General features: G+C 44.9%; 23 protein-coding genes. 9 read left to right on the top strand and 14 right to left on the bottom strand.

The features are described from left to right. From mnmG to GV030_RS11610, 5 genes are all read right to left on the bottom strand, one after another. The gene (gene mnmG, locus GV030_RS11590) at nt 1-1,866 is read right to left on the bottom strand and encodes a tRNA uridine-5-carboxymethylaminomethyl(34) synthesis enzyme MnmG (RefSeq protein WP_159582474.1); all 1,866 of its coding nucleotides are present in this window, start codon (nt 1,864-1,866) and stop codon (nt 1-3) included. A gap of 72 nt (nt 1,867-1,938) precedes the next feature. Continuing rightward, nucleotides 1,939-2,364 carry an rRNA maturation RNase YbeY gene (gene ybeY, locus GV030_RS11595; RefSeq protein WP_159582475.1) on the bottom strand — a complete coding sequence of 142 codons (426 nt, stop codon included), beginning with the start codon at nt 2,362-2,364 and terminating at the stop codon, nt 1,939-1,941. A 4-nt stretch (nt 2,365-2,368) separates the two neighbouring features. Beyond that, nucleotides 2,369-2,770: an ATP-binding protein gene (locus tag GV030_RS11600; RefSeq protein ID WP_159582476.1), complete on the bottom strand. Its 402-nt coding sequence runs from the start codon at nt 2,768-2,770 to the stop codon at nt 2,369-2,371. Then, nucleotides 2,767-6,141, bottom strand: a complete 3,375-nt coding sequence (locus GV030_RS11605) for a DUF4175 family protein (protein WP_159582477.1) — start codon at nt 6,139-6,141, stop codon at nt 2,767-2,769. Before GV030_RS11605 ends, GV030_RS11600 begins: the two co-directional genes overlap by 4 nt. Before the next feature lie 30 nt (nt 6,142-6,171). Further along, nucleotides 6,172-6,534: a hypothetical protein gene (locus GV030_RS11610; RefSeq protein WP_159582478.1), complete on the bottom strand. Its 363-nt coding sequence runs from the start codon at nt 6,532-6,534 to the stop codon at nt 6,172-6,174. 195 nt (nt 6,535-6,729) lie between these two features. Here GV030_RS11610 and GV030_RS11615 point away from each other — a divergent pair, with 195 nt between their 5' ends. Beyond that, nucleotides 6,730-7,260, top strand: a complete 531-nt coding sequence (locus tag GV030_RS11615) for a ComF family protein (protein ID WP_159582479.1) — start codon at nt 6,730-6,732, stop codon at nt 7,258-7,260. A gap of 51 nt (nt 7,261-7,311) precedes the next feature. Here the strand turns inward: GV030_RS11615 and gldJ are convergent, their stop codons facing one another. Both gldJ and mfd read right to left on the bottom strand, forming a co-directional pair. Further along, nucleotides 7,312-8,637, bottom strand: a complete 1,326-nt coding sequence (gldJ, locus tag GV030_RS11620) for a gliding motility lipoprotein GldJ (RefSeq protein WP_159582480.1) — start codon at nt 8,635-8,637, stop codon at nt 7,312-7,314. Between the two features lie 142 nt (nt 8,638-8,779). Next, on the bottom strand, nt 8,780-12,139 hold the full coding sequence (gene mfd / locus GV030_RS11625; RefSeq protein WP_255465345.1) for a transcription-repair coupling factor: 3,360 nt from the start codon (nt 12,137-12,139) through the stop codon (nt 8,780-8,782). Nucleotides 12,140-12,483: 344 nt separating this feature from the next. On the opposite strand from mfd, the gene GV030_RS11630 reads away from it, so the two are divergent. Then, the gene (locus GV030_RS11630; RefSeq protein WP_159582481.1) at nt 12,484-13,248 is read left to right on the top strand and encodes a S1/P1 nuclease; all 765 of its coding nucleotides are present in this window, start codon (nt 12,484-12,486) and stop codon (nt 13,246-13,248) included. Here the strand turns inward: GV030_RS11630 and GV030_RS11635 are convergent. Next, nucleotides 13,245-13,703: a hypothetical protein gene (locus GV030_RS11635; RefSeq protein WP_159582482.1), complete on the bottom strand. Its 459-nt coding sequence runs from the start codon at nt 13,701-13,703 to the stop codon at nt 13,245-13,247. The two genes, GV030_RS11630 and GV030_RS11635, sit on opposite strands and share 4 nt — an antisense overlap. 122 nt (nt 13,704-13,825) lie before the next feature. Here GV030_RS11635 and GV030_RS11640 point away from each other — a divergent pair, with 122 nt between their 5' ends. Further along, the gene (locus GV030_RS11640; protein WP_159582483.1) at nt 13,826-15,370 is read left to right on the top strand and encodes a DUF4301 family protein; all 1,545 of its coding nucleotides are present in this window, start codon (nt 13,826-13,828) and stop codon (nt 15,368-15,370) included. A gap of 57 nt (nt 15,371-15,427) precedes the next feature. On the opposite strand, the gene GV030_RS11645 is transcribed toward GV030_RS11640, so the two are convergent. Beyond that, nucleotides 15,428-17,866: a zinc-dependent metalloprotease gene (locus GV030_RS11645; RefSeq protein WP_159582484.1), complete on the bottom strand. Its 2,439-nt coding sequence runs from the start codon at nt 17,864-17,866 to the stop codon at nt 15,428-15,430. A gap of 206 nt (nt 17,867-18,072) precedes the next feature. After that, nucleotides 18,073-18,549 carry a hypothetical protein gene (locus GV030_RS11650; RefSeq protein WP_159582485.1) on the bottom strand — a complete coding sequence of 159 codons (477 nt, stop codon included), beginning with the start codon at nt 18,547-18,549 and terminating at the stop codon, nt 18,073-18,075. 69 nt (nt 18,550-18,618) lie between these two features. On the opposite strand from GV030_RS11650, the gene GV030_RS11655 reads away from it, so the two are divergent. Then, a complete protein-coding gene (locus GV030_RS11655) occupies nt 18,619-19,179 on the top strand; it encodes a 2'-5' RNA ligase family protein (RefSeq protein ID WP_159582486.1) in 561 nt (186 codons plus the stop codon). Nucleotides 19,180-19,201: 22 nt separating this feature from the next. On the opposite strand, the gene GV030_RS11660 is transcribed toward GV030_RS11655, so the two are convergent. Beyond that, nucleotides 19,202-19,666 (bottom strand): DUF6702 family protein, encoded by a 465-nt coding sequence (locus tag GV030_RS11660; RefSeq protein WP_159582487.1) that lies wholly within the window; start codon nt 19,664-19,666, stop codon nt 19,202-19,204. A gap of 134 nt (nt 19,667-19,800) precedes the next feature. On the opposite strand from GV030_RS11660, the gene GV030_RS11665 reads away from it, so the two are divergent. The 4 genes from GV030_RS11665 to GV030_RS11680 all read left to right on the top strand — a co-directional run bounded on the left by GV030_RS11665 (nt 19,801) and on the right by GV030_RS11680 (nt 22,687). Further along, entirely contained in the window at nt 19,801-20,379 is a 579-nt protein-coding gene (locus tag GV030_RS11665; protein ID WP_159582488.1) for a HupE/UreJ family protein, read from the top strand. A 288-nt stretch (nt 20,380-20,667) separates the two neighbouring features. Beyond that, complete coding sequence (locus GV030_RS11670; RefSeq protein WP_255465347.1) at nt 20,668-21,555, top strand: hypothetical protein; 888 nt, start codon at nt 20,668-20,670, stop codon at nt 21,553-21,555. Between the two features lie 75 nt (nt 21,556-21,630). Then, nucleotides 21,631-22,335 carry a hypothetical protein gene (locus GV030_RS11675; protein ID WP_159582489.1) on the top strand — a complete coding sequence of 235 codons (705 nt, stop codon included), beginning with the start codon at nt 21,631-21,633 and terminating at the stop codon, nt 22,333-22,335. A 70-nt stretch (nt 22,336-22,405) separates the two neighbouring features. Beyond that, on the top strand, nt 22,406-22,687 hold the full coding sequence (locus tag GV030_RS11680) for a DUF427 domain-containing protein (protein ID WP_159582490.1): 282 nt from the start codon (nt 22,406-22,408) through the stop codon (nt 22,685-22,687). Between the two features lies 1 nt (nt 22,688). Here GV030_RS11680 and GV030_RS11685 read toward each other — a convergent pair whose 3' ends face one another. Continuing rightward, the gene (locus GV030_RS11685) at nt 22,689-23,345 is read right to left on the bottom strand and encodes a LiaF domain-containing protein (protein WP_159582491.1); all 657 of its coding nucleotides are present in this window, start codon (nt 23,343-23,345) and stop codon (nt 22,689-22,691) included. Nucleotides 23,346-23,543: 198 nt separating this feature from the next. On the opposite strand from GV030_RS11685, the gene GV030_RS11690 reads away from it, so the two are divergent. Then, the gene (locus tag GV030_RS11690; RefSeq protein ID WP_159582492.1) at nt 23,544-23,930 is read left to right on the top strand and encodes an Hsp20 family protein; all 387 of its coding nucleotides are present in this window, start codon (nt 23,544-23,546) and stop codon (nt 23,928-23,930) included. 35 nt (nt 23,931-23,965) lie between these two features. On the opposite strand, the gene GV030_RS11695 is transcribed toward GV030_RS11690, so the two are convergent. Together GV030_RS11695 and recG are read right to left on the bottom strand one after the other, a co-directional pair. Next, the gene (locus GV030_RS11695) at nt 23,966-24,400 is read right to left on the bottom strand and encodes a hypothetical protein (RefSeq protein ID WP_159582493.1); all 435 of its coding nucleotides are present in this window, start codon (nt 24,398-24,400) and stop codon (nt 23,966-23,968) included. Nucleotides 24,401-24,453: 53 nt separating this feature from the next. Next, complete coding sequence (gene recG, locus GV030_RS11700) at nt 24,454-26,547, bottom strand: ATP-dependent DNA helicase RecG (RefSeq protein ID WP_159582494.1); 2,094 nt, start codon at nt 26,545-26,547, stop codon at nt 24,454-24,456. Nucleotides 26,548-26,550 lie beyond the last annotated feature (3 nt).

Consider the following 26,550-nt stretch of genomic DNA (forward strand, 5'->3'; position numbering starts at 1 on the left):
TTATTTAGTGAGGTAAACCATTAATACTGATACGTCGGATGGGGAGACTCCACTGATGCGTGAGGCTTGCCCAAGCGTAGTTGGTTTTATTTTAAGTAATTTCTCCCTTGCTTCAGAAGAGAGGGAGCTGATTTTTAAGTAGTCAAAATCAGGATTGATCTTTTTCTCATCCAATGAGGACATCTTTTCGGCATTCTCCTGTTCGCGTATAATGTAGGTTTCATACTTGATTTGAATAGATGCTTGTTCGGCAATGTCTTTATCGAGGCTTTCAACAAACTCTTTGGTGGATTGGTTGAAAGCGGTGAAGGTACTTAGCTCAATATCCGGTCGCTTCAGGAGCTGATACAAGGACGAAGTGTCCTTAATGGGTGCCATGTTCAGATCAGCAAGTGTTGGGTTAATGTCTAGTGGCTTGAATTTCTTCTGTTTAAGGTTATTGATGAGCTGCTTGGTCGCTTGTAGTTTGTTGGCGGTGAGCTGATTTCTATGGTCACTGGCCAGGCCAAGTTGATGAGACAAGGGAGTGAGCCTAAGGTCTGCATTGTCTTGTCTAAGTAGCAGCCGGTATTCGGCCCTGGAGGTAAACATACGATAGGGCTCGTTGGTGCCTTTATTAATGAGGTCATCAATGAGCACTCCTATATAGGCCTGTGATCTGCTGAGAATAAAGGGATCCTTTTCTTTGACTTTCTGGTGGGCATTGATACCTGCCATCAATCCCTGACAGGCGGCTTCTTCGTAACCTGTGGTTCCGTTGATCTGACCTGCAAAAAAGAGATTGCTGATCAGCTTGGTTTCCAGGGTTTGTGAGAGCTGTGTAGGAGGGAAGAAGTCGTATTCAATGGCATAGCCAGGTCTGAACATTTTGGCGTTCTCGAAACCTGGAATGAGTCTCAGTGCTTTGTATTGTACATCTTCTGGTAAAGAGGTCGAGAACCCGTTAACATATACTTCTACGGTATCCCAGCCTTCGGGCTCCACGAATATTTGATGGCGGTCACGTTCGGCAAACCGATTGATTTTATCTTCTATAGACGGGCAATACCTGGGCCCCAGTCCCTGGATGCGTCCATTAAACATAGGTGATTTATCAAAACCTGTTTGTAGGGAGGCATGCACGTCTGGATTGGTGTACGTGATGTAGCAGCTTCTCTGCTTTTGGAGTGGTTGTGTACTGTCCAGATAGGAGAATTTTTCAGGCACTTCATCACCCTCTTGTTCATCCATGCGGCTATAGTCGAGGCTGCGGCCATCTACTCTTGGCGGTGTTCCTGTTTTCATACGACCAGATTCAAAGCCCAAGGAAACGAGTTGCTCGGTAATACCTGTGGCTTTGCGCTCTCCTGCACGTCCACCACCGAACTGTTTTTCTCCTATATGAATGAGTCCATTTAGGAAAGTGCCGTTGGTGAGCACCACAGCTTTTGACCTGATTTCTATTCCAAGACTGGTTCTAACGCCTATTGCTCTGTTGTCTTTCACGAGGATTCCGGAGATCATCTCTTGCCAAAAGTCAACATTTTGGGTGTTTTCCAGCGCCATTCTCCACTCTTCTGCAAAGCGCATTCTATCTGATTGAGCCCTCGGACTCCACATCGCAGGCCCTTTGCTTTTATTGAGCATGCGAAATTGGATCATGGACTTGTCGGTGATGATACCAGAGTACCCACCAAGCGCATCAATTTCACGAACAATCTGACCCTTAGCCACTCCACCCATTGCAGGGTTGCAAGACATTTGGGCAATAGTGTTCATGTTCATGGTGGCTAAGAGCACCTTGGAACCTAAGTTAGCGGCAGCGGCGGCAGCTTCGCAACCGGCATGGCCAGCGCCAACCACAATTACATCGTATTCTGGAAACATAATATTGGTAAGTGTTTCACGTGAAACATTCAATCATCAACACACAAGGAGTCTCAGGTGTTCCACGTGGAACTATATTTTGAGCAAAGATAAGCAGGCATCTTCTTTTTGCCTCATTAAGATTTTATGATTGTCTCCCTTGTCGTCGAACCCAACAAGGTGTAGTAAGCCATGCGCCAGCACACGATGAAGTTCTTCTTCAAACGGGATGCCCATCTCTTTGGCATTGTCCGTTACCCTATCAATGCTGATGAAGATATCCGATTCGATGAGGTGATGGTTGCTGGAGTTGTCAAAGGTGATTATATCGGTGTAGTAATCATGCTCCAGATACGTCTTGTTAATGTCTAGTAGATAGTCATCAGAGCAAAATATATAGTTGATGGTCTCTATTCGATATTCATGCGACGAGGCAATGTCCTCTAACCATTGACTTATTTTCTCCTCGTGCTGAAGGGAGAAGTCTACATCTTCAGAGAAGTAGTTGATGTTGGGCATTGGGTCAGTTGAGGTAGAAGGTGAGGATAACGGCCCTTCCTTCATCCTGAAAGCTCACTTCGTCACAAAGATGCTTCATGAGGAAAATGCCTCTGCCCCCAGGTTTGTCCAGATTCTCAGGAGAGGTTGGGTCTGGCAATTGGTTAAAGTTGAACCCTTCGCCTTCATCGGTAATGGTGAAGTTGAGTATGTTGTCGTCCACTTTGAGTTGCAATGTGACGTTCTTTCTGGAGTCTTTCCTGTTGCCATGGACAATGGCATTATTCACGGATTCCGTTACGGCGATCATAATATTGCCGTAGATGTCGTCGTTCAGGGAGAACTTCTCCTTGGCATTGTCAATAAAGCTTTCCACGATCCTTATGTTCTCAGATAAGGATGGAATTTGTATCTGTATGCTGTTCATTCGTGCTGTTGTCCACTTAAACGTCTAAAGTAATCGTTTACTTCCTTTTTATAAAAAGGATTTAAATCTAAAGGAATTGTTTTTAACAAATCTATTTCTTGTCTGCGAGCTTTTAAATACTCTTCTACGGCAGGAGGGATATTACGTGTAATATCAGATGCGGTTTCACCCTCTCTTTCAGGAGACTTTTGCTGCTCTCTCATGGACTCCTCTGCTTCGAGCATGCGAGTGATGATATCCTGCTGTCGATTGATCAATTGTTGGGTAATTCTTTTATTAACCAGATCGGTTTCGTTTTCTTCCATTTTTTGAATGGCTTCTTTCAATTTGTTCCCGATTCCATCTTTCCCGTCTTCTCCTTCTTTACCTGGTTGACCGGCGAGGTTTTTCTGCATTTCTTCCATGGCTTGCCTCAATTGCTCCTGTTCGGCAGCAAGTCGTGCCAGTTCTTCAGATAGTTGTCTTCCGGATTTCCCGCTTTGTTTTAATTGTTGAATTTGCTCGCTGAGCTGTTTTTGCATTTCGGACATGCTGGGCATGGACTGCTTTTGCTGGCCCTTGCTTTGAGGTTTTCCCATGGCTTCAGCCATTGACATCTGCATCTGGCTGAGTACATCGTCGAGTAGGAGGGCAAGGTTGTTCATGGAAGTCATGGCATACTGTTGATTGCTGGTCGCCTTGCCCTTATTTCTTTCGCGAAGCTCAAACATGGCTGTTTCCAGGTTTCGATTGATTTCGCTCACCTCCCGTGTCACGAAATTACTGATTTGCGCGACCCTGCTGGCCAACGAAAGCAGACTGTCTTCAATGACTTCAATATTGGCCATCAGCTTTAGTTGTTCCTGAGAGAGTTCAATGAATCGGGGATCTACTTGCTCCACTTCCTGAATATCTTTGAGAATTCGTTCCTGTTCGAAAGAGAGTTTGATCAGGTTGTCCAGAATGTCCCGTAGGTTGTCCAGGTTCTCCTGCATCATGACCATTTCGGCCCCAGCTTGCATATCTTCCAGCTTTTGAGCGGCGGCCTTCATCTTTTGCCCGGCATTCTTCATTTTTTGTCCGGTGCTGTTCATCCTCTCCTTATTGTTCTGCTCATTTTCCGGACGCTCGCCTTGTTCATTTTCTTCTTCAGACTCTGATGGTTCATCAGGACTCAGTTGATCCTTGATTTCATCCAGCTTTTCAGAGATCTCTTCCCGATCCTTATTGAGGTCATCCAGAGGCTCAGGGCTTTTGAGTTCCTCATTGAGTTCCTCGGCTTCTTCCAGGTCTTTCTGGATTTCCTCAAATGCTTTATTGATCTCCTCTTGCTCATTGAGACTTTCTGCGTTTTCGTCTGAGGGTTTGCTTTGCGTTTTCTCACCAAGCTTTTCCTGCTTTTCACCCAGTTCCTTGAGTTCCTGCGCAGCCTGCTCCAGCTGAGTTTCAAGTTTCATTCGCTTAAAGAGCTCGAGGGCCCTTTCAAGCTCTTTTTCCAGGTTTTGCTCTTTGTTTTGAATTTTGGACAATTGCTTAAGAACTTCTTCTGAATTGCTTTCCTCTTTCAGGAGTTTCTGAAGCTCATCGTAGAGCTTCTTGGTTTCTTCATCAAGCACCTCGTTGATAAGGTTCTGCAGCTGCTCAGACTTTTCCTGGAGTTTCTTACTTTGTTTGCCAAATTCCTTCTGACTTTCAAGAAGCTGTTGATGTTTGAGTTTGAGCTCTTCAATGTCTTTTTCCAGCTTCTTTTTGTCCCGGATCAACTGTTCGAGCATTTTTTGATCCTGCCAGCCGATCTCTTTTTTGTTTTTCAGTCGTGATTCCAGTTCCTTGAGCTGTTTATTCAATGCTTCTGAGTTCTGAAGGGACTTCTCCAGCTCATTTTGCGAATTCTCACTTTTACTTTCGATCAGTGACTTGATCTCCTCATTGCTGGGCATTCTCAAGGTGAAACGTGCCGAATAACCAAATTTGGTCCCATTAATGGCATCATTGTCACCAACACTCACATAGACTGTTAAATACTCTCTATCCTCCAGCTGTAAACTGTCAAAATTCCACTGGTAAATAAACTGCTGACTATTCAATGATCGGTCATAGGATATCGGAATTCTGCGATAGGAGTCAGCATTTGCACGTTTGTAATGCAAATTGAGTTGGTTGAAACCATAGTCATCCATGATGCTACCGGTGATCAGCAGGGATTGGTAGGTTACAGTGTCGGGAAAGAAATTGGCTTCAATTTCAGGAGCCTGGTCTTTGGTGACGGCTATTTCGTATGCAATTTTTGATTTATTTCGAGCGTGGTTATTCCTGAGGGCCAGTTCATAATTGAAAGAATTCAGCGCAGTGCGGCTAAGCGCATACGTCTGATCGCCAGTGGATGTCATGCTGGTGGAGTCACTTTCAGTAATGAAGAATACCTTATCAGCATCTGATGATTTCAAAGTAAAGTGCAATTGACTGCCCTCTGGCACGATGAGGCTACCAACATTGGAGGTTTTTTGATCACTGAGGCCGGTGTATTTAGGATACTTGATTTGAATGTTCAAGTCGCGTATTTCCGGCCGTGGATATACTTTTATTTCATACCGGGGAGAAAAGTACCCTGCGGCCTCTAGTCTGAATTGCTTATCCTTCGAAAGAGCAGGAAAATTGAACTTTAGCTCTTCACCGTTTGCAGACATTCTAAACCTGCGCCCATTTTCCACCAGATAGACCTCTTCGGGTAAGCTATTGCCCTTAAGGGCTACTTTTAGTTCGTAATTGTCATTTTGGAAACCAACCAAATCACTCAACACATGAAAGGTGAATGGCGCCGGCTTCTCATAGGGCTGATTGAAATGTATAATGCGTGTAGTGCTGTCAATGAAGAGGTTGGGATTAATAAACGACACGAGCAGAATAAAAACAGCGACAGCAGATAAGTAGTAGAAGTACTTCAGGTTGACTCTGAAGTTGATGGCCTCCTTGAAGGAGAAAATAGTGAGTTCGTTGGTTTTTTGATGAAGGGCGGCGGCAAGTAGTGAGGATTCTGAATTGGAAAGCTCTGAGAGCTGGAGGTAGTTGACGAGTTTATCCTGGATTTCGGGGAAGTACCTTCCAATCTCGTGCGCGGCCTGGTGATCACTTATTCCTTTTCGGAGCCTTACCAGTGAAAGTAATGGTGCAAGAACCTGAAACAGAAGACAGTAGCCGATTAAGAGAACAAAAAGGGAAAACAGCATGAGGCGGATGGTTTCACTAAACCAAAAATACCCCTCTAATAAACTGATAATCAAAAGGATAGACCCGAAAAGCACGCCAGAGACAAGCGAACCCTTGAGGATCTTGTTCACAAAATACTTCCGCTTAAATCTGTCTAAATTATTCTTAAGAAGGTCTACAGACATATCAATAGTACGAAATTTCTACCTTGGTGATCATAGGCTAAGTCCAAGCTCTTCATTAAAATACTCTAAAGCATGCATTTTAAGTAATTTTTCTTGCTCCAGCAGGTCGAAATGAGGTAAAGGCTTGAGTAAATTCCAATGTGGCCAGCCTTGGGCATCTATCCCCTCTAGTTCGTAAAACCCGGAAAACGATAACAATTTACAAATGGCAATGTGCATTAGGTCTTGCTTTTCCTCTTTTTCATAGGTCTTGGCCCCCATACCTAGTTCCTGCACCCCGATCAAAAACAAAACTGCATTGAGATCCTTGGGTCGCTTGCCCATATTTTTCTCCAGCGTATTGAGGAGTGCATTCCATTTTTTTTCAACCTCCAGATCTTTTTGGTAAACCATTGTACGAAAATCTTATATTGTGATATGAATGTTGTTGGGATTATAAAAGAATACCTCCAGGACTTTGTAAGTCTAATTTTTCCAAGAATATGTATTAACTGTAGTACAATATTAGTTTATCAGGAAGAACACATTTGTATCAAATGCAGACTTTCTCTTCCTAAAACGGATTATCACTTGCAAAATGCTAACCCCTTGAAATCAAAGTTTGTTTATGAGCCCAAGGTATTGGGTGTGGTGGCCTATTTGCATTTCAATAAAGGAGGTGTGGCACAGAAACTTGTGCACGAACTGAAATACAGAGGACAGCAGGAGGTGGGCATCATGTTGGGAGAGTGGTATGGATATGATTTGATCAAGTCGAATTGGCCAGTGGACATGATCATTCCAGTACCCATACATAAATCAAAGCTGAGAAAACGAGGATATAATCAGGCAGATTGCTTTGCGGAAGGTTTATCCAGCAGTATGGAAATCCCGGTAAGAACGGACCTGGTGGAGCGAAAGAAAAGCACGATGAGTCAGACGCGCAAATCCAAAGTGGAGCGATGGCAAAATGTGAATGAAATATACCGAGTGACGAATTCAGCAGAATTACAAGGCAAGAATCTGCTGGTAGTGGATGATGTACTCACCACAGGGGCTACACTGGGGGAATTGGTTGTAGCCTTGTCGGAAGGCGGAGCAGCTGGGATCTATATCGCTACCATAGCCGCTGGGAAATAAAAAAGCCGACCAAATTTGGCCGGCTTTATATATTAAAAACAGGTTATAATCTTAGTAATTCGTTCCTGCCCGAATCATCGCACACCTAAACCCAATGGTAGAGGTAGCTGAATCCTCAAACAAGAAGCGACGTGTTCCTGGTGACATCCAGTAGGCCACATCAGCCCAGGATCCACCTTTATATACTCTTAGTCTCTTCATTGGAGGGTTGTCAGAATTGTATGATTTCTGCAATCCGGTTTTGCTTAACCACTCTTCCTCAGTGTAAGTGGTTTCGTTTCCTATGAAATTGTAAGCCCCATCATAACCAGACTCAGCATCCAATGTTCCGTCTCTTCTCACAGGGTTCATGTCTTCCATGTCCTGGTAAGATAGCGGTCTGTAAACATCCTGTACCCATTCGTTTACGTTTCCTGCCATGTTGTAAAGACCAAAATCATTTGGAGGATAATCATATACATAGGTAGGAATCATTGCTCCGTCGTTTAGCTTTCCGGCTATACCTGCATAATCACCTTTTCCTCTTTTAAAGTTGGCCAGAAAGTAACCCATGCTTTTTCCGTATGGATTTCTAAGCGCATGACCATCCCAAGGATAAAGTCTTCTGTGTGTCTGGTTTTCATCCAACCACTGGGTACCGATGAGTGCTTGGGCAGCATATTCCCATTCTGCTTCAGTAGGGAGGCGATAGTTTGGAAGTACCACACCTGATTCCAGAGGAATTCTCGGGAAAGCTCCGGCAGCAGCAGGCTCACCTTCAGCTCCTGCGAATGCAGCGTCTCCGCCACCTCCACCAAGATCATCATAGAGTCCGGCTCTTTCGGCAAGTGATACGTTCACCACAGTTGTTCTCCATTTGCAGTAGTTCACAGCCTGTCTCCAGTTTACGCCCACTACGGGGAAATACCTGAAACCTGGGTATCTGTAATAGTGATCCACATAAGGATCATTGTAAGCAAGATCCTTTGCCCAGACAGTAGTGTCTGGAAGGTTGTTTTTCCAATAGTACTCGTCAGAGTCCTGCTTGATGTAAAATTCGTACTCCAACCAGTTGATGTTCGCCACCTCAGTTTCATCCATATAGAATGAAGCAACCGTAACGGCTCTTTCCACATGATCATTGGTATTGAGAACATCTTCCTCGAAGGTTCCGAGGACAGTTCTACCACCTTCTATAAAAATAAGGTTTGGTCCTTCTGGCTGTCCACTGAAATCATTGACCTGAAATCCCCCTTCTTCGTTAAACTCCAATCCTGTAGTCTTACTAATAGCCCCGGGATTGGTACTCGTGGGGGTTCCTGAACCACAGGAGCTCAGGACTATAGCCATTGCTAACACAGAACCTGAGCCAGCAACAACACTCACAAACTTTTTCATAACCTGTTTACTTTAATTGAAACGCTTCAAAATAGTAATAAATACAAATATTTCAAAAATACCCTTTATTGACAATCTTTCACACCTATAGTAGTCATTTAATAGGAAAATTAAGGATTTATTGTATAAAACACAGCATTATTTAGGCGATCACAGGAGATTTCATGTGATTAAGGACCTGAAGTGCCTCGTTTATGTCCGTCACATCCTTGATGCTGATGATGAGTTTTTTCTTATGATCCTTCATGCTGCACCTGCGCGGTTGGGACTGGATGAAGCTCAGCACATGGCCAAAAAGGTCTGATTGGAAGTAGGATTCGTCCTTGTTTTCAGAAACCACACACTTCATGGTTTCATTCTTTACGGTGACTTTCTCAAAACCGAGACCAATGGCGTTCCAGCGTACCTCAATGGAGGTAATGAGGTTTTTGACTTGCTCCGGGAGTGGGCCAAACCTGTCTTTCAGGCTGGTCACGAATTCTGTAAGCTCCTCTTCGCTCCGAATACTGTCCACTCTGGAATAGAGATTCAACCTTTCTGATATGTTGGAAACGTACTGGTCTGGAATCAAGATTTCCAAATCGGTTTCAATGATGCAGTCCTCTTTGATCGCTTGTAGTTTCTTTCTGTCGGGTTCATTTTCAAAAAGGCTCTTGAAGTCTGTTTCCTTCAGTTCCGCCACGGCTTCATCAAGTATTTTGTGATAAACCTCAAACCCCATGTCATTGATAAATCCACTTTGCTCACTGCCAAGAAGGTTTCCTGCCCCTCGGATATCCAGATCCCGCATGGCCACTTTGAAGCCATCTCCTAATTCTGAAAATTCTTCCAAAGTGGTCAGGCGCTTTCTCGCATCGGATGAAAGCGTGGAGGTAGGAGGGGTGAGCAAAAAACAATAAGCTTTCGTATTAGAGCGGCCCACCCGCCCACGCATCTGATGAAGATCCGATAAGCCGAACATGTGGGCACGGTTGATGATAATGGTATTCGCATTGGGGATATCCAATCCCGATTCGATGATATTGGTGGAAACCAGCACATCATACTCTGCATTGATGAATTTAAGCATGACCTTTTCGAGCTGCTTACCGTCCATTTGGCCATGGGCGATCCCAATGCGGGCTTCAGGTACCAGGCGATATACGATGTTGCCAATGTGTTCAATGTCACTTACCCGGTTGTGTACCAGAAACACCTGCCCGCCCCTGCGCAGCTCGTGACTCACCGCATCACGAATGATTTCTTCATCAAATTCATGGATTTCAGTAGTAACAGGTCGTCTGTTGGGTGGGGGAGTGGAGATAATGGAAAGATCTCGCGCACCCATCAGTGAAAAGTGAAGGGTTCTGGGAATAGGTGTGGCTGTCAGGGTAAGTGCATCCACATTCACGCGCATCTCTTTTAGTCGCTCCTTCACTTTCACCCCAAACTTCTGCTCTTCGTCAATAATCATAAGCCCCAGATCTTTGAAGTCCATGTCTTTATTCACGATCCGATGGGTTCCAATCAGAATATCAATTTGACCTGCTTTCAGTTTTTTCTTGATGTCATTGATTTCTTTGGTACTCTTGAATCGATTGATATAATCCACCGTCACAGGGAAATCTTCCAACCGACCGGAAAAGGTATGATAGTGCTGCATGGCAAGGATGGTGGTTGGCACCAGCACGGCCACTTGTTTTCCGGAATTGACAGCCTTGAAGGCGGCCCGAACAGCAATCTCCGTTTTTCCGAACCCAACGTCCCCACAAACCAGACGGTCCATGGGGTGGTTTTGCTCCATGTCTTTTTTCACATCTGCCGTGGAAAGGGCCTGATCAGGGGTGTCCTGGTATAAAAACGAGGATTCTAATTCTGCTTGTAGGTAATCATCGCCAGGATAAGCAAACCCGGGAGCGGCTTTTCGTTTGGCATAAAGTTCAATGAGGTCCTTGGCGATATCCTTGACCTTCTTTTTGACTTTCTTTTTCTTGTTTTCCCAGTCCTGAGTGCCCAGTTTGTTAATGGAAGGGGCCGTACTGTCTTTGCTGGAGTATTTGGAGATTTTGTGAAGAGAGTGAATACTCACATAAAGCAAGTCATCATCTCTGTAGACCAGTCGTAAGACTTCCTGCTTATTTCCACCTACATCCACAGTATCCAGGCCCGCAAACCGGCCGACCCCATAGTCGATGTGGACCACATAGTCTCCGGCCTGAAGAGTCTTCAACTCTCTGAGTGTAAGGGATTTGCTTTTAGAAAACTTTTCCTTCGCCCGATACTGATGGAAACGATCAAAGATTTGATGATCTGTATAGCAGACAAACTCATGGTGATCATCAATAAAGCCCTCTTTCAATGAGGCCCCCACACCATTAAACGTCAGGTCACTGTTAATTTCAAGAAAAATGGTTTCCAGCCGTTCTAGTTGCTTGGGTGATTCTGCAGTGATGACCTTTTCATAATTTTTGAGCTGAAAAGAAAAAAGATCCTCGGCCAGCAGGTTAAAGTTTTTGTGAAAGTGGGGCTGTGGCTTTATTCCAAGGTCAAATTCCCTATCGGGTTTCAGGTAGAAACGATGGCCGAATTCTACCCGATTATAATTGTCCAACAGTTTGCTGAAAGTCTTTTCCGAATCAAAGAGATCCTCCGGGCTGAAAACCACCTGGGTATAACCTCCGGATTTCATGATTCCCTGAAATGATTCGACGGCTTTGTTGAATCCCTTTTCCACCAGATCAAGGGTTTCCCGGTAGTCCTTCATCCAGATGATTGAATCCTTTGGAATGAAGTCGAAAAATGGTTGTCGCTCTTCTTTTAGCAATTTGGTTTGTACGTTGGGGATCAGCGTGACCTCCTTCAGGCTGTGGGTCGATAGCTGGCTTTCCGGGTCAAACTCCCGGATACTTTCTATTTCATCTCCGAAAAGCTCCAGGCGATAGGGGTAGTCGTGGGCAAAGGAAAAGACATCAATAATACCCCCACGAACAGAGAATTGACCAGCTTCATATACAAAGTCGCTTCGTTCAAAATCGTAGCTCGAAAGGAGTTCCGTCAGAAATTCCACATCTACTTTTTCTCCAACGGATGCTTTGAAGGTATTTTCTAAAAGTGATCGCTTATTGATCACCTTTTCATAAAGGGCATCAGGATAGGTGACTATCTGTAGTCCTTTATTTTTATTGGAATTAATTCGATTCAGTACTTCGGCCCTTTGGAGAATGTTCGCATTCTCCGTTTCTTCAAACTGATAGGGCTTTTTATAGGAACTGGGAAATAGGAGTAGGTGATCCTCTGCAATAAAATTTCTCAGATCGTTGATGAAATAGGCGGCTTCCTCTTTATCATGGAGGATGTAAATATTGGTTTTCTGATTGATGGACGAAGTAGCTGCACCAACGAGGGCATCGTAGCTTCCGGCCATTCCTTTTAGTCGAATCGTTTTTTGAGTACTGACCGCTTCAGAGATACTCTTGATCAGTTCACTACGGGTATAAAAATTTAAAATCTCCTTGGCTTCCACAATGCTTTATTAGACCGCAAAAATAGTTGAATAATCTCCAACCATCTCCAAGAGGCAGAAACCAAAAAGAGGATGAAGTGTTTTTTACAACGAAGGAACCGGAATGATTCGTATTCACTGAATAAATTACATTATTTCCAGAAAAAATTGAAACATTTTGTTTTTAAGAGAGTATACATGTTCTAGTTGCGTACAATAATTGCGGAATTACTCGTTCATAGAGTAATCCTTTTTTAGGTTAGGTTGGTAAAAGGCGCTGGTGTAGAGATGCACGGCGCCTTTTTTTTACAATTCCTTCATCCCGCACCTTCCTGCAAAACACCGAGATCAATTATATTCGAGTCATGAAAAAGACCATACTCCTACTCCTACTCATTTCATTTTCTTTTCAAGCACTTCCGTGGGGCAAAACGGGACACAGAATAGTTGGTCTCATTGCAGAAAAGCACCTCTCCAAAAAAGCCAGGAAGAACATAGAGAAAATCCTGAAGACTGAGACTTTGGCGGAGGTGAGCAACCACATGGATTTTATCAAATCAAACGATGCGTATGATCACATGTCTCCGTGGCACTATGCCACTATTCCTGACGGAATGACTTATGATGAGGCCGGCACTCCTGAGGAAGGAGATATTATTCAAACCTTGAATCGCCTCATTGCTGAGTTGAAAGCCAAGCAATTCACAGATGAGGATGAGGCGTTTGCTTTGAAATGTCTGGTTCATCTGATCGGAGACATTCATCAGCCACTTCACGTGGGCAATGGGGAAGACAAAGGAGGCAATGACGTAAAGCTGGAGTATTTCTGGTCATCCTCCAATCTCCACAGAGTATGGGATAGTGGCATTATAGACGGACAGGACTATAGCTATACCGAATATGTAGAATGGTTGGATCACGCTTCCGCAGAAGAAATCAGCGCATGGCAGTCTGCGGGAATATTGGATTGGGCAGCAGAGTCCGTGAGCTACCGGCCACAGATCTATGATCTTCCTGAAAGCAAAAAGATCAGCTATCAGTATGACTATGAAAACCTGGAATTATTGAACAAAAGACTTTTGCAAGCGGGCATTAGGCTTGCTGGCATTTTGAACGAGATCTATGGCTAAAGGATCGTAAGGCGGAGTTTGTTGGCGGCTTGTTCTAAATCCACCAGCGCCTCTATGGCGATGACTACTTCCTGAGGAACCCTTAGAATTCTGGCCGCATCATAAACCTGTTCTTTTTCCTCCAGAGCATAGTCTCCATCTGCTGAGCTCATACGAATGGCATCATAAATCAGAAGTTTACTGAATCCTGCCAATGCAGAAGAATTGAAAGAAGAAAAGATTTCATCGAGTTCTGCAGCTTCAAAATCGAACTCTTCCCAGTCCGCAACAATTTCCTCATCTACCCCTACCTCCTTGGCCATATCCAAGGTAAGCCACTCCAGTTCTGGGTCAGAAACAATTCCATCGGAACCCGCAATGGTTAGTAAAGCAAAGCCGTATTCCCGCCATTTGTTTTTTGGCACCATGCTGATCCCGTAAAATGTGGGAGAAATATTGGTCAAATCTGAATTCATAGAATTGTTTTTACACTTCAAATTAATCACTAATATTGAAAGAGAAAAGGACAAGTTTATAAATGGTAGCCTCTTGGATTCTGGAGGAGTAACCACACCACTAATCATAAAAAACAAGATTCATGTTTAGCGCATCAGACCTCAAGCAAATTTCAGATCATCAGTTGACCCAGGAGGGGATCAATGCTCAGATAGAAAAATTTAAATCTGGTTTTCCTCCCTCAGACTTATCCGAGAATATTCAGAAGGGAAATGGGCTGAAACAGCTCACTGCAGAGGAAGCGGAAAGCATGATTACATTTTATGAGAACAACCTTGAGGGTTTGGAAATTGTCAAATTCGTGCCCGCCTCCGGTGCTGCCTCTCGAATGTTCAAGTCGCTATTTGCGTTTCTGACGGACTATAAAGGCACAGATGCTGAGTATGAAAAGATGGTTGCGGACCAGGGTTCGGGTTCCGTTTTCACATTTTTCAAGAAGCTAGATCAGTTTGCTTTTTATGAAGACTTAAGAGCCGCTTATAAAAAAGCCACGGGCACGAGCCTGGAAGAGGCACAACTAAAAAGAGAATACACCCAAATCCTGGACGTACTGCTCAATGAGCCCGGGATGAATTATGGAGGACTTCCCAAAGGCCTACTAAAATTTCACCAGTACCCGGAGGGCCCAAGAACTCCAGTGGAAGAGCATATGGTGGAAGGTGCCCAATATGCTCAGGATAAGAATGGGAATGTAAAAATTCACTTTACTGTTTCGCCGGACCATATGGAGAAGTTCACGGCGCATGTTTCCGAAATCCAGACGCGCTATGAATCACTTTTTGGAGTGAAGATTGAAGTGAGTTATAGTATACAAAAACCCTCTACTGACACCATAGCGGTAGACATGGCCAATGAGCCATTTCGCGAGAGTGATGGTTCCTTGCTATTCAGACCGGCGGGTCACGGAGCGTTGCTCGAAAACCTGAACGACATTGATGCGGATGTCATCTTTCTGAAAAACATTGACAATGTGGTTCCTGACAAGATCAAAACTGAAACCATTCGCTATAAAAAAGTAATTGCCGGGATCTTATTGGATTATCAGCAACGAATCAAACTTGCACTGGAGACCCTTGACAAAGGTGAAGGCATAGAGGAAGCATTGAGCTTATTGCAGAATCACCTGGGCTATAGGCCAGGTCAAAGTTTTGGAAATCTGACTGACGCTCAAAAGTGTGACTTTTTAGCTCAAAAACTGGACCGCCCCCTCCGCATCTGTGGTATGGTGAAAAGTGAAGGGGATACCGGAGGCGGTCCCTTCTGGGTATCCGGTGAAGATGGATCAGTATCGTTGCAGGTGGTAGAAACCGCACAGATCGATCTCACCAATGAGAAACAAAAAGAAATATTTAACCAATCCACCCATTTCAACCCAGTGGATGTGGTGTGTGGTGTGAAAGACAAAACAGGCCGAAAATATAACCTGCTGGATCACCGGGACATGAACACCGGGTTTATTACCGAAAAATCCAAAGATGGGAAAGACTTGAAAGCACAGGAACTCCCTGGTCTTTGGAACGGCTCCATGGCAGATTGGAATACCGTCTTTGTGGAAGTACCGGCCATTACCTTTAACCCCGTGAAATCAGTAAATGATTTACTGAAACCGGAGCATCAGGGCGGATAAAACCACTTCAGAACAATTTAATAGGACTTTAGGTGAACTCGATGATCAATCATCAAGTTACTCCATCATACAATCCATCCCTATAGGGCTACCATCGGGTGGTGACAAGGTGGATGGTAATTTGAAATCACCTGGCTCTTCCAGAAACTGCTGATAGAGGCGGATGCTGTGTGCATAGTGTGCACTGATGAGTGGATCACTGGTGGCCTTCATTTTGGTGGATATCGTTTTCACGAGTCTTTCGAGTTCAAAGTTGGCAAGGGCTTTGGTCATCTCTGTGGCGGAACTAACAGACAGATTCATCAGGTGGTATAACACGCGTTTTTCCACTACCATTTTGATTTCTTTGGCCAACCCGTCAGGGTAATTGGCATTCCATGTCTGATCATTGACTCTGCTCATGAGTTCTTTCCAGCCCGGAAAGGTGCTTTTTTGAAGATTTTGCTGAGTGATTCGTTCAATGCGCTCAGGTTGAAAGAGCATTTGCAGGGTCATTTCTGCAGACATCTCCGCTGCTGCTACTGGATCGAAAGTGACGCCCGTGTTCGATTTGAAACTTTCACGGGTTCTGCCATACCCGGGGACTTTGGGGCTTAATAGGTCGAGTAAATGTGGCGGCAGTCCCAGAAAAGTAGGAGAAAGGGTGCCGACGAGAGCGTCTATGGCAGCTTGTTGAGTGGTAGCATCCACCTTCTGTGGCAGTGGCAGGCCGTCGCCTTTGGCTTTATAGGTATAATGCTGACCCCCAACGAGCTTGGCGGCAGCTTCTATCTGATACCTGTGTAGGAAGTACATCGGAACCAACACCTCTTCCAGAGAAGAAATTGGCTGACCGGTTTTGATGGCTTTCTCCGAAAATGTAGAAAGTACTTTTGCTCTTATTGCTGAGAGGCGCACCAATTCAGTGGCTGCATTTTCACCATTGTCCCAGAGGTGTGCCGTGGCGTGAGCACCGCCTTTCGGACGAGCATCCGAATCCATGATGAAGTGATAGCCATCAGAGATCCACTCATCAATGATGTCTTGCAAATAGGAATCCTCATTTTCTTTGAACACAGAGTATCCATACCGTATGGCAAATTCATCCCACTCCCCAATGCCCGTATCATACGCATCAGAAAGATCTATCTCACCATTTTCCCCCAATAGAATATTCGGGTGTGGGTAATCCATGACTGAAGCCCGACCATCTGCGCTTGCCGCAAAATTGTGATAAAGCCCCAGGGTGTGGCCCACTTCGTGAGCCGCCAGCTGTCTGAGTCGGGCTAGCGCCATCTCCAGCATTTCATCACTGGGCTCCTTGCCTTCTTCGTACGGCTGTAGCAGACCAGTGGCAATCAGAAAATCCTGACGAATTCGCAATGAACCCAATGAAACATGCCCTTTCAGAATTTCTCCGGTTCGGGGGTCGGCGATCCATGAGCCATAGGACCAGCCTCGGGTAGATCTGTGTACCCATTGAATCACATTGTAATTGATGTCCAGAGGATCTATGCTGTCAGGAAGTACATAAACCTGAAAAGCGTTAATGAATCCGGCTTTTTCAAAGGCCTGATTCCACCAGCTGGCACCTTCTATCAAAGCGGACTTTACGGGTTCAGGGGCTCCCTTATCCACATAATAAATGATAGGCTCCACCGCTTCACTCATTTCGGCTTCCGGGTTTTTCTTTTCCAACCGATGACGGAAGATCAGCTGTTTGACCAATGGCTCCTCTATGGGTGTGGCATAATCCTGATAAGAGGACGAATAGTAACCACTTCTGGGGTCAAATTTTCGAGGGACATACTCATCATCTGGTAAGCGCACAAAGGAGTGATGCATTCTCACGGTGATGGATTCCGCAGTTGGGGCTACTGATCTGATGTTGCTCCCTGTTGGGGTACCCTTGAATGTGATCGTGGATTCGAACTCCGAATTGTCTTTGAAGTTTTTGGTCATTTCCAAATAAAGTGCGGACCTGCTGGCGTCCAGGGTGTAAGTGCCCTCTTTGGACTTTTTAAGCGTTTCGCTCACACCATGAGCATCTGCGAGGAGAAAGTCCGTGATGTCAATCAATACTTTCCCGTTTTGTTCTTTTTCCACTTTGAAACCCCAGAGGACACTCTGTGCAAAGGCCTCATTGACCGAGCGGACTTCTTCCTTATTTTCGCTGACGGCCCTATAGCCGTAGTTGGGTTGGATGAGTAATATTTTGGGTCCACTTCGCTCAAACTTCACGATTCGGTTATCACCTACCTGTCCTCGGTCCAGCCCAATGTCATTGGAACCCAGCCCCGCCGCCAGATAGTTGACATAGAGAAACTCCTCTCCCAGGTTTTCCACTTCTAAAAAGACCTTTCCCTTGTCGGCGTCCCAGTAAAAATCGAAAAAGCCTTCGTACTTTTTATAGGTAGCTAAAGTGGTTTCGTAGCTGCTGCTGCTCGTAGAAGGGGTAGACTTTGGCGAGCACGCAAAAACAGCCATGGCTGCGAGGGTGAAGTACAATGTTCTCATAAAGTAGAATTAGTATGCTTTTGTGCATGTTTCCGATGGTCAACAGATATTCGATCTGCTGATTGCTCCGGACATGGTACGCTAAAAATTGTTCATAATTTAATGTTGATTTTGGGAAAAAGGGCAGCTCTGGCTGCCCGCTTCTCAAAGAGTTACATTTTCGGAGAATTCAATTGTTGAGTGGTCAGACCCGTCACCTTCTTTTCTTATTCGCAATCGAGACACTGCCACTCCACGATACCAGCTCCCGAACCAAACCGCTCCATGGTGTGTTTTTCAATATCAATCAGAAACCCGGTTTGGCTGCTGTTCTGTGTACAGCAGCCGTTGCAGTCAGAGTCTGCACACATATCGTACACGGTAGCTTCTATTTCCAGCTTTCCTTGTCTCAGCAGAAAAGTCTTCAAGCGGTATCGTTCAGCGTCTTTGGAATGGATAGCGATGATATTGTGGCTTTTCACCCAATCTTCCGGCTGTTGACCATCTACAAAAGCGAAATACCCGGCCCATTGGCATCCATTGTATTCAAGGCACTCGGGACTTCCTGGCTCTGGATATGAAGTATAATTCGTCAGATTGGCCAGGTGCCACTGCCCAGCTTGAGATCGCACAGGTTCGGGCCGGCAAGCGAATACAAGCAGAAAAAGGACAAAGAAACCAGAAATGATAATTTTGTTGATCAATGAGCAGGGTTTTATCAATTGATGAAGATAAAGCACTTTTGTTTAACGAGACTTGCTAACCTTTGATGAATGGGAGAACCAACGACCAAAATCCAGCGCCTTTACTTTGTAGCATTGATTCCTCCGGAACCCATCAAATCGGAGGTGTGGCAAATGAAGGAAGAGGTGAAGAGCAAATATGGATCAAAAGCAGCATTGAAGTCTCCGGCTCATATCACTCTGCACATGCCGTTCACCTTTAGGGTGGATCGAGAAGACCAAATCATTCATTGTTTGCAGGAGGCTGTGACTGGTACTCCCTCTATTCGGATCAAGCACGATGGATTTGGGTGTTTTGAACCTCGAGTGATTTATGTCAATGTTGAAAAAACAGCTCCCCTTGAAAACCTTAAAAAGAATGTGGTCAAGCAAATGCGGTTGAACCTGAAACTTCAAAACGCCGATTATAAAAACCTGCCGTTTCACCCACATATGACCATTGCATTCAGGGATTTGAAAAAAGCAACCTTTCAGGAGGCATGGCCAGAATATCGACAAAGATCCTATGAAGCCAATTGGGAATGTGGTACTGTTTGTTTGCTCAAACATACAGGCAAAGACTGGGCGGTATTGGAGGAGGTAGTTTTTTAGGTGAAGAAATAAGAATACAGGATTACTCCAGAACAAATTGAGCGGAAACAGTCTCCTTATCCAGTAAGTAGCTTTTTTTAAGCATACCAGATTTGACATGCAGGAGGTTTTTTTGATCATCAAACAGGTCAAGAAGGAGACTATTCTGCACATGCAGTAGCTTAAGGTCACGTACATCGGTCACCTCCAGAAAGCACCAGGTCAGATCATCTTCTATTTCGAATCGAAGAAACACAAAGTCTTTGTTCTCATCATTCACCCAGAGAGAAAAATTCTTTTGAAAATAGGATTTCAATGCGCTCATCACCACCGATGAGTCCTCGATCACGTGGAGGGATGGATCTTCCGTATGCCTTCTTAAAGCGAGCTCCAAATCTTCCGTGAACATTCGATGTGTGATTTGTAAGGTCGGTGCTTCCGTACCGATGACTATTTCACAAACGCTGACGTGATAGGGGTGGAGCAAGAGCCAAAGGATGAGATACATTTTTGCGTTCGGTCAATTAAAAGCAGAATACTAATCATCAAATTAACTCAATAAGTGGCGGACTGTGACTTTTCATCAAATTTTCCACCAGTTACCAGTTGAAATCTGCCGTGTTCGATATTTTCGCATTTCATATGTCAGAATTTCAGATTTATTACGATTTAGGGTTGCAGCACATTTTAGATAAAAATGGATATGATCACATCATTTTTGTCATTGCCCTATGCGCGCTTTATCAGGCAGAGGATTGGAAGAGTGTGCTCACTCTGGTGACATCCTTTACGCTCGGTCACTCCATTACACTTGCGCTAGCCACATTTTCCATCGTGGAGGTAGATCCGGATCTTATAGAATTTCTGATTCCGGTCACCATTTTCATTACGGCAGTGTTCAACCTTTTTTCTCGCACAGAGAATACACATGTAAGCATTCGAAATTACTTTTTTGCGGGCTTCTTTGGGCTGGTGCATGGCCTGGGTTTTTCCAACTATCTCAAAACCCTGTTGGGAAAGGATGAAAGCATCATCACCCAACTTTTTGCATTTAATATTGGTTTGGAGGTTGGTCAATTGATTATCGTAGCCTCGCTGCTTGTTATCGGCTTTGTGCTGGTGAGTATGGCCGGGGTGAGCAGGAGAGATTGGAAAATGGTCATTAGTGCAGCGGTGGCTGGCATCTCTCTTGTGCTGATTATCGAATCAAATTATTTATAACCAGCATCCTGAAGACATTTTGGATACTTCCATGGCCGGAAGTTTGAACCGTAGGATACCCCCCAAAAAACCAATAATTGAATAGGCGCACTTCTCGATGATCAATCACAGACTACCATTAACGTGGCAAATACTTGATTCAGGCAACAGAACTTTGAGGATGGAACCGACGGAATGGAGTAATTCTAGCCGAAATTTGGAGGAAGAACTAAACAGAGGACTCATTGTGCTTTATTAAAGGCAAAAAAGTTGTTAGCTTGAAGTATGACCCATTTAAAGAAACAAAAGATGTGGAAACCATCAATAAATCATTCATTTGAACCCATGCACCAGAACGAGTTGAGAAATTCAGAAAAAAAACCATCACGTTGGCTTTTTCATGCCACCATCATTGGATTGGCCATGATGGCATCCTGCAAACCTGCGGATAAGACAGGATTTGCCGATGACGCTGGTGGCGAGCCGACAGAGATTGTAGTGTATAATAACCCTCCGTCGGAGGGTTTCGACATTGAAGGGTCTACCCCTCATGCCATTGTCATGGCTGATCAGATTATGAACGCCATGGGTGGTCGGGAGAAGTGGGATCAGACCAACGTGATTTTCTGGAATTTCCTGGGAGTGAGAACTTTGCTTTGGGACAAGGCCAATAACAAAGTACGTATTGATATCCCCTCCAGCAAAATGGTGATTGCGCTGGACATGAATGATATGACCGGAAACGTATGGAAGGATCAGGTGAAATATACTCAGGAAGACTCTGTCAGCAAGTACCTGGAGCAGGGACGAAAAATGTGGATCAATGATTCCTATTGGTTGGTGATGCCTTTCAAATTGAAGGATTCCGGTGTGACCCTCACCTATGTGGGTGAAGACACTACTCGACAGGGCAATCGGGCAGATGTGTTGAGGCTCACATTCAAGAACGTGGGAGTTACTCCGGACAATGCCTATGACGTATGGGTAGACTTTGACACCCGACTGATCGAGCAGTGGGCCTATTATAAAGAGGCGACCCAGGAAGAACCCAACTTTGTGTTGCCGTGGACAGACTATCAAGATTATAACGGGCTGTTACTTTCGGGCGAGCGTGGAGACAGAGACCTCACGAATATTAAAGTTTTGAAGTCAGTGCCAAAGGGTGCCTTTGAGAGCCCCGAACCACTGTCACTCTAAATAATTACTAAAACATTTCGTTCATAAGGGTAGTCATAGATTGACTGCCCTTTGTTTTAATCAGGAATCAATAAAATGGTCAGACAGTTTTTCATCGTTATTCTGGTACTTACTTCTCAGGCTTTAATGGCTCAGGAGGGTAAGGACATTTTGCGAAAGCATTTCAAGGCACACGGTCAGGACTTGTGGAAGGAAATGAATAGTGTAATTGTGGATGGCAAATGGGTGGATGCGGATTATCACTCCTATCCGATGAAACTCACTTATAAATACCCTGGAAAAATCCGATTAGAGGGGACTTATCAAAACAAACGTTTTGCCGAGGCTACTGACGGCCAGCTATCCTGGATCATTGCACCATGGAAGCCACGCTACGAAGTTCAGCTGATGAGTACTGCGGAAGAGATCGTCATAAAAAACAGTTTTTCGAGGGGTAGCCCCCTTTATCCGGTCAAGGATCACCTAACCTTTTTGGGGCTTTCGGATATGGAGGGTATACTTTATTATACTTATCTCATGGAGGAGGCCTCTTTTCGACGGACATTTTATATCGATCAGAAAGACTTCAGACTCTACTATGAGAAAATAGAATCGAAGTTTGATGGCACGCCCATAAGTGTGTTGAAAACCATAGAGAAGTATAAGCAATACAACGGACTCCTTGTTCCCACGGCAGTTTATTTCAAAGGAGATGACTTTGAAAGGGAGTTGGTATTTGATGAGATCTACGTAGGAATGGGTGCCAATGACGATTTATTCCAAATGCCCAATGGTCAATGAGGCGACATCTCGGGTTGTCAGGCAAACCTTACTTTAAGGTCTGGAGTTAAGTGAGGAAAGAAAACGGAAGATGAAAGCATTTTGGAACGGACAGCTCATTGCTGAGAGCAACGAAACAGTGGTAGTCGAGAATAATCACTATTTCCCACCATCAGATATTAAGTCGGCGTATTTCAAGCCAAGCACCACTCATACGGTATGCCCCTGGAAGGGCACTGCCAGTTATTACACTTTGGAGGTAGATGGAAAGACTAATATGGATGCCGCCTGGTACTACCCGGAAACCAGTGAGCTGGCAAAGCATATCAAAGGCTACATAGCTTTCTGGAAAGGGGTAGAAGTGACAGAGTAATTTACTTGGTGCTTTTCAGAGAACCGCCACCAAAAATGGTAATTCCTTTGATATAGACCACCGCAGGATCTTTGTGGGATGAGGCTTCGCGTTTGTCGTCAAATCCACCAAAGATGGCTGTGGTATCTACCGAAATGTTCCACTCTTTGGGCACGATCAGCTCACAGCCACCAAAAAGAGTTAAAACTTCGATGACCACCACTTTTTCAGGTTGGCAATCCCGCAGATCGATTTCTGATCCACCAAAAATGTTGGTGATTTTCCCCCCTTTCAGGGAAGTACTGGTATATTTTTTTGTGCTTCCGCCAAAAATGTTGATTTCATCAAAGGAATCGTCCGTAGTGGAGGTAACCTGAGACCGGAGGCGTTTGCGCATGAGCATAGAGAGGCCAATAACCACCAGGATCAATGGCCAGTAGTCTCTCAGCTGAATATCTGTATACTGCCGGAGTATAAAGAAGCCCCAAAGGGCAGCAAATAGCAGTACGCTACGATAATTTCCGGAGAAGAGGTTGGCAATGGCCAGAAGGAGGAAGATATTGATCCAGGAGAAAATGTAACCAGGGAGGCCACTGATTACACCGAGGTTGCTCAGCAATAAAACCAGCCCGATTAGTATCAGGAACAATCCGAAAAGTGGACGCTTTTGAGAATTCATTTTTGCCAATTGTTTAGACAAAGGAGTGCTTTTTTTGAGTAGGAAAATAATCAAAGGGGATGAAATTCAAGGGAACCCTGACATGAGAGATGACAAAATGACCACTCCATACACAACATAGTCAAACTGACATAGTTATTAGAATGAAACACACTTGGTATGGCTATTGCTAAAACCAGGGCAAAACGGAGACAGATTATGCGAGTAGAAGACAGAATGTTAATCAAAAACCTGGCGCATACGGCGGAGATTGTCAATACCATCAATGGTGGAATGACAGAGCCTGTAATCAATATTGATAAGAAGGAAACCGAATGGATCGTGAAAGTGAGGGTGCCGGGAGTAAGTGCGGAACACCTAAAAATTGAGGTTCGCGATTATGAGATGTTTTTGTTTCATATCATTTCGGAGGAAACAACAGCAGATATCGAATTACCCTATTTACTTTCAGCCATTAAGCTGACCAGTCAGGTAGACTTTGACGGAATCATGGCCGAGTATCAGGCAGGAGAACTCTCGATCCATTTACCTCTGGACGAAACCGCCAGCGGTTATGAGCGGGATATTGAGATTTTTAAGAAGTGAGGTCCCACTGAGGGGGCACTGATGTTTCGGCTACCTCAAGGGGAGCCCTCAATGAGCTTGAGTGTTAGTTGTAATAGCTCCTCCTTTTTGAGTTTTTTGATGACATCCTTTTTTTCAGCGGACTCAGAGAGGAGGATTTTAAGGTCCTCCGGACCAAAGTATGCTTCCAGTATAGATTCCTTACCCGTGGCCATCCCGAATAGCTCAAGCTCTTCAATAGCCGAGTTAAAAATTTCCCTGCCTTTGCGCTTACAAGATTCTACAGGCTTATACTGAGAATTGGAGTCGCGCAGCGCCCAGCTGCTATAGTCAATTTTCAGGCCATGGATATGAGTGATTCGGGAGTCAGCTTTCCCAAAGACACGCTCTAAGGCAGATACTGCAGAACTTTTCCACGCTTCCAAATCAAAATCGGAAACGTCCAATTTTTCAACCTGACTTTTGAGTAACTGAATGTATTTTGCTTTCATGGCTTCATAGGGAAGTTACAGATTTCCTGAGTAAACCACGCAACAGCAGGATCTTAACTAATCCTGCTCCAGTTTACTGTGCTTTTTCTCTGTGCTGCCACCTGTTTTCTGATCAGCGCGTTTTTTGGATCTTTCAGGTCCGGGTCGGCATTGAGAACTTCCGTGGCCACGGACCTGGCTAGTTTCAAGATCTCCGTGTCCTTCCCCAAATCTGCAATCATCAGGTCCATGAGTCCGCTTTGCTGTGTGCCCATCAGGTCACCGGGCCCACGGATTTTCAAATCTACCTCCGCTATTTTAAAACCATCGGTGGTGTCTACCATTGTTTGTACACGCAGCTTGGCTTCAGAGGTGAGCTTATTGCCGGTCATCAGGATACAGTAGGATTGATCTGCCCCCCGACCTACCCGACCCCTTAGCTGATGAAGTTGAGAAAGACCAAAGCGCTCCGCATTTTCAATCACCATCACCGAGGCATTCGGGACATTTACACCTACTTCGATCACAGTGGTGGCCACCATTATTTTGGTTTCTCCTTTTACGAAGCGTTGCATTTCCCACTCCTTGTCGTCAGACTTCATTTTGCCATGCACGATAGAAATGGGGTAGTCCGGAAACCGACGGCTTACGCTTTCATATCCGTCCATCAGGTCTTTATAATCCAGGGTGGCGGACTCCTCTATCAGGGGATATACCACATACACCTGACGGCCCTTTTGGATTTCTTTTTCCATGAAACTGAACATCTTCAGTCGGTGACTATCCCGCATGTGGTGTGTCTGGATGGGTTTTCTTCCTGCAGGAAGCTCATCGATGACCGAAATATCCAGATCGCCATAGAGCGTCATGGCCAATGTACGAGGGATGGGTGTGGCAGTCATTACCAGCACATGAGGGTAAGCGTTTTGACCCTTTTTCCAGAGTTGAGCACGCTGCGCCACCCCAAAGCGATGCTGCTCATCGATCACTGCCAGCCCGAGGTTTTTAAACTTCACTTTATCTTCCAGCAAGGCGTGAGTTCCTACGACAATGGGCAGATCCCCGGATTGGAGCATTTCATCTATGACCCGGCGCTCGGATTTTTTGCTGGAGCCAGTCAGGCGTCCAATGTGAATGCCCAAGAGGTCAGCATATTCCTTCAGCCCGTTGTAATGCTGCTCTGCCAGGATTTCCGTGGGCGCCATGAAAGCCGTCTGTGTGCCATTACTGATCGCAATCAAAATACTCAGAAATGCCACCATGGTTTTTCCGCTACCCACATCACCTTGCACCAGTCGGTTCATTTGTTTTCCAGAGCGGAAATCCTGATAGATTTCTTTCACCACTTTCTTCTGGGCGCCGGTGAGCTCAAAAGGAAGGTGCTTATTATAATACTCGTTGAGTAATTCGCTGTTGTCAAACCGGATGCCCGGAAAGCTTTCAATTCGGGTGATCTTGAGCTTGAGGAGTCGCAACTGGATATAAAAGAGTTCCTCAAACTTCAGCCGGTATAGGGCTTTCTGAAGCTCCTGGGTATTTCTGGGAAAATGTATTTGTACGAGCGCCGATTTTTTATCCATCAGCCGATACTGTTGGGTGATCGCCGGAGGCAGCGTTTCGTTGATGTGATTCACGGCTTCTATGAGCAGCATTTTCATCATTTTGCTGATGGCTTTACTGTCTATGAACCGGCGTTTGAGTTTTTCTGTGGTGGTGTACACAGGATGAAGGTAGCTCCCCTGCTTGCTTTTTTCAGTCAGAGGTTCCACTTCGGGGTGAGCGATATTGTATTTGCTCCCGAATCGAGAGGGTTTTCCGAAAACGATATACGGCACACCCACTGCCACACGGGATTTTACCCATTTCACCCCCTGAAACCAAACCAGCTCAATGACACCAGTTTCGTCAGCAAACTGGCCTACGAGTCGTTGCTTACTGCCCACACCGACCGTTTGAAAAGACACGAACTTACCAATGATCTGAATGTAGGCCCGATCTTCCCGGACCTGATTGATTTTGTAAAACCGGGTGCGGTCTTCGTACCGAAACGGATAGTACTGCAGCAGGTCAGCAAAGGTGAAAATTTCGAGTTCTTTTTTGAGCAGCTCGGCCTTTTGGGGGCCCACGCCTTTTAGAAATTCAATACTTCGCTCAAAAAAAGAAGTCATGGC

The sequence above is a fragment of the Marinoscillum sp. 108 genome (assembly GCF_902506655.1).
GTDB lineage: Bacteria > Bacteroidota > Bacteroidia > Cytophagales > Cyclobacteriaceae > Marinoscillum > Marinoscillum luteum.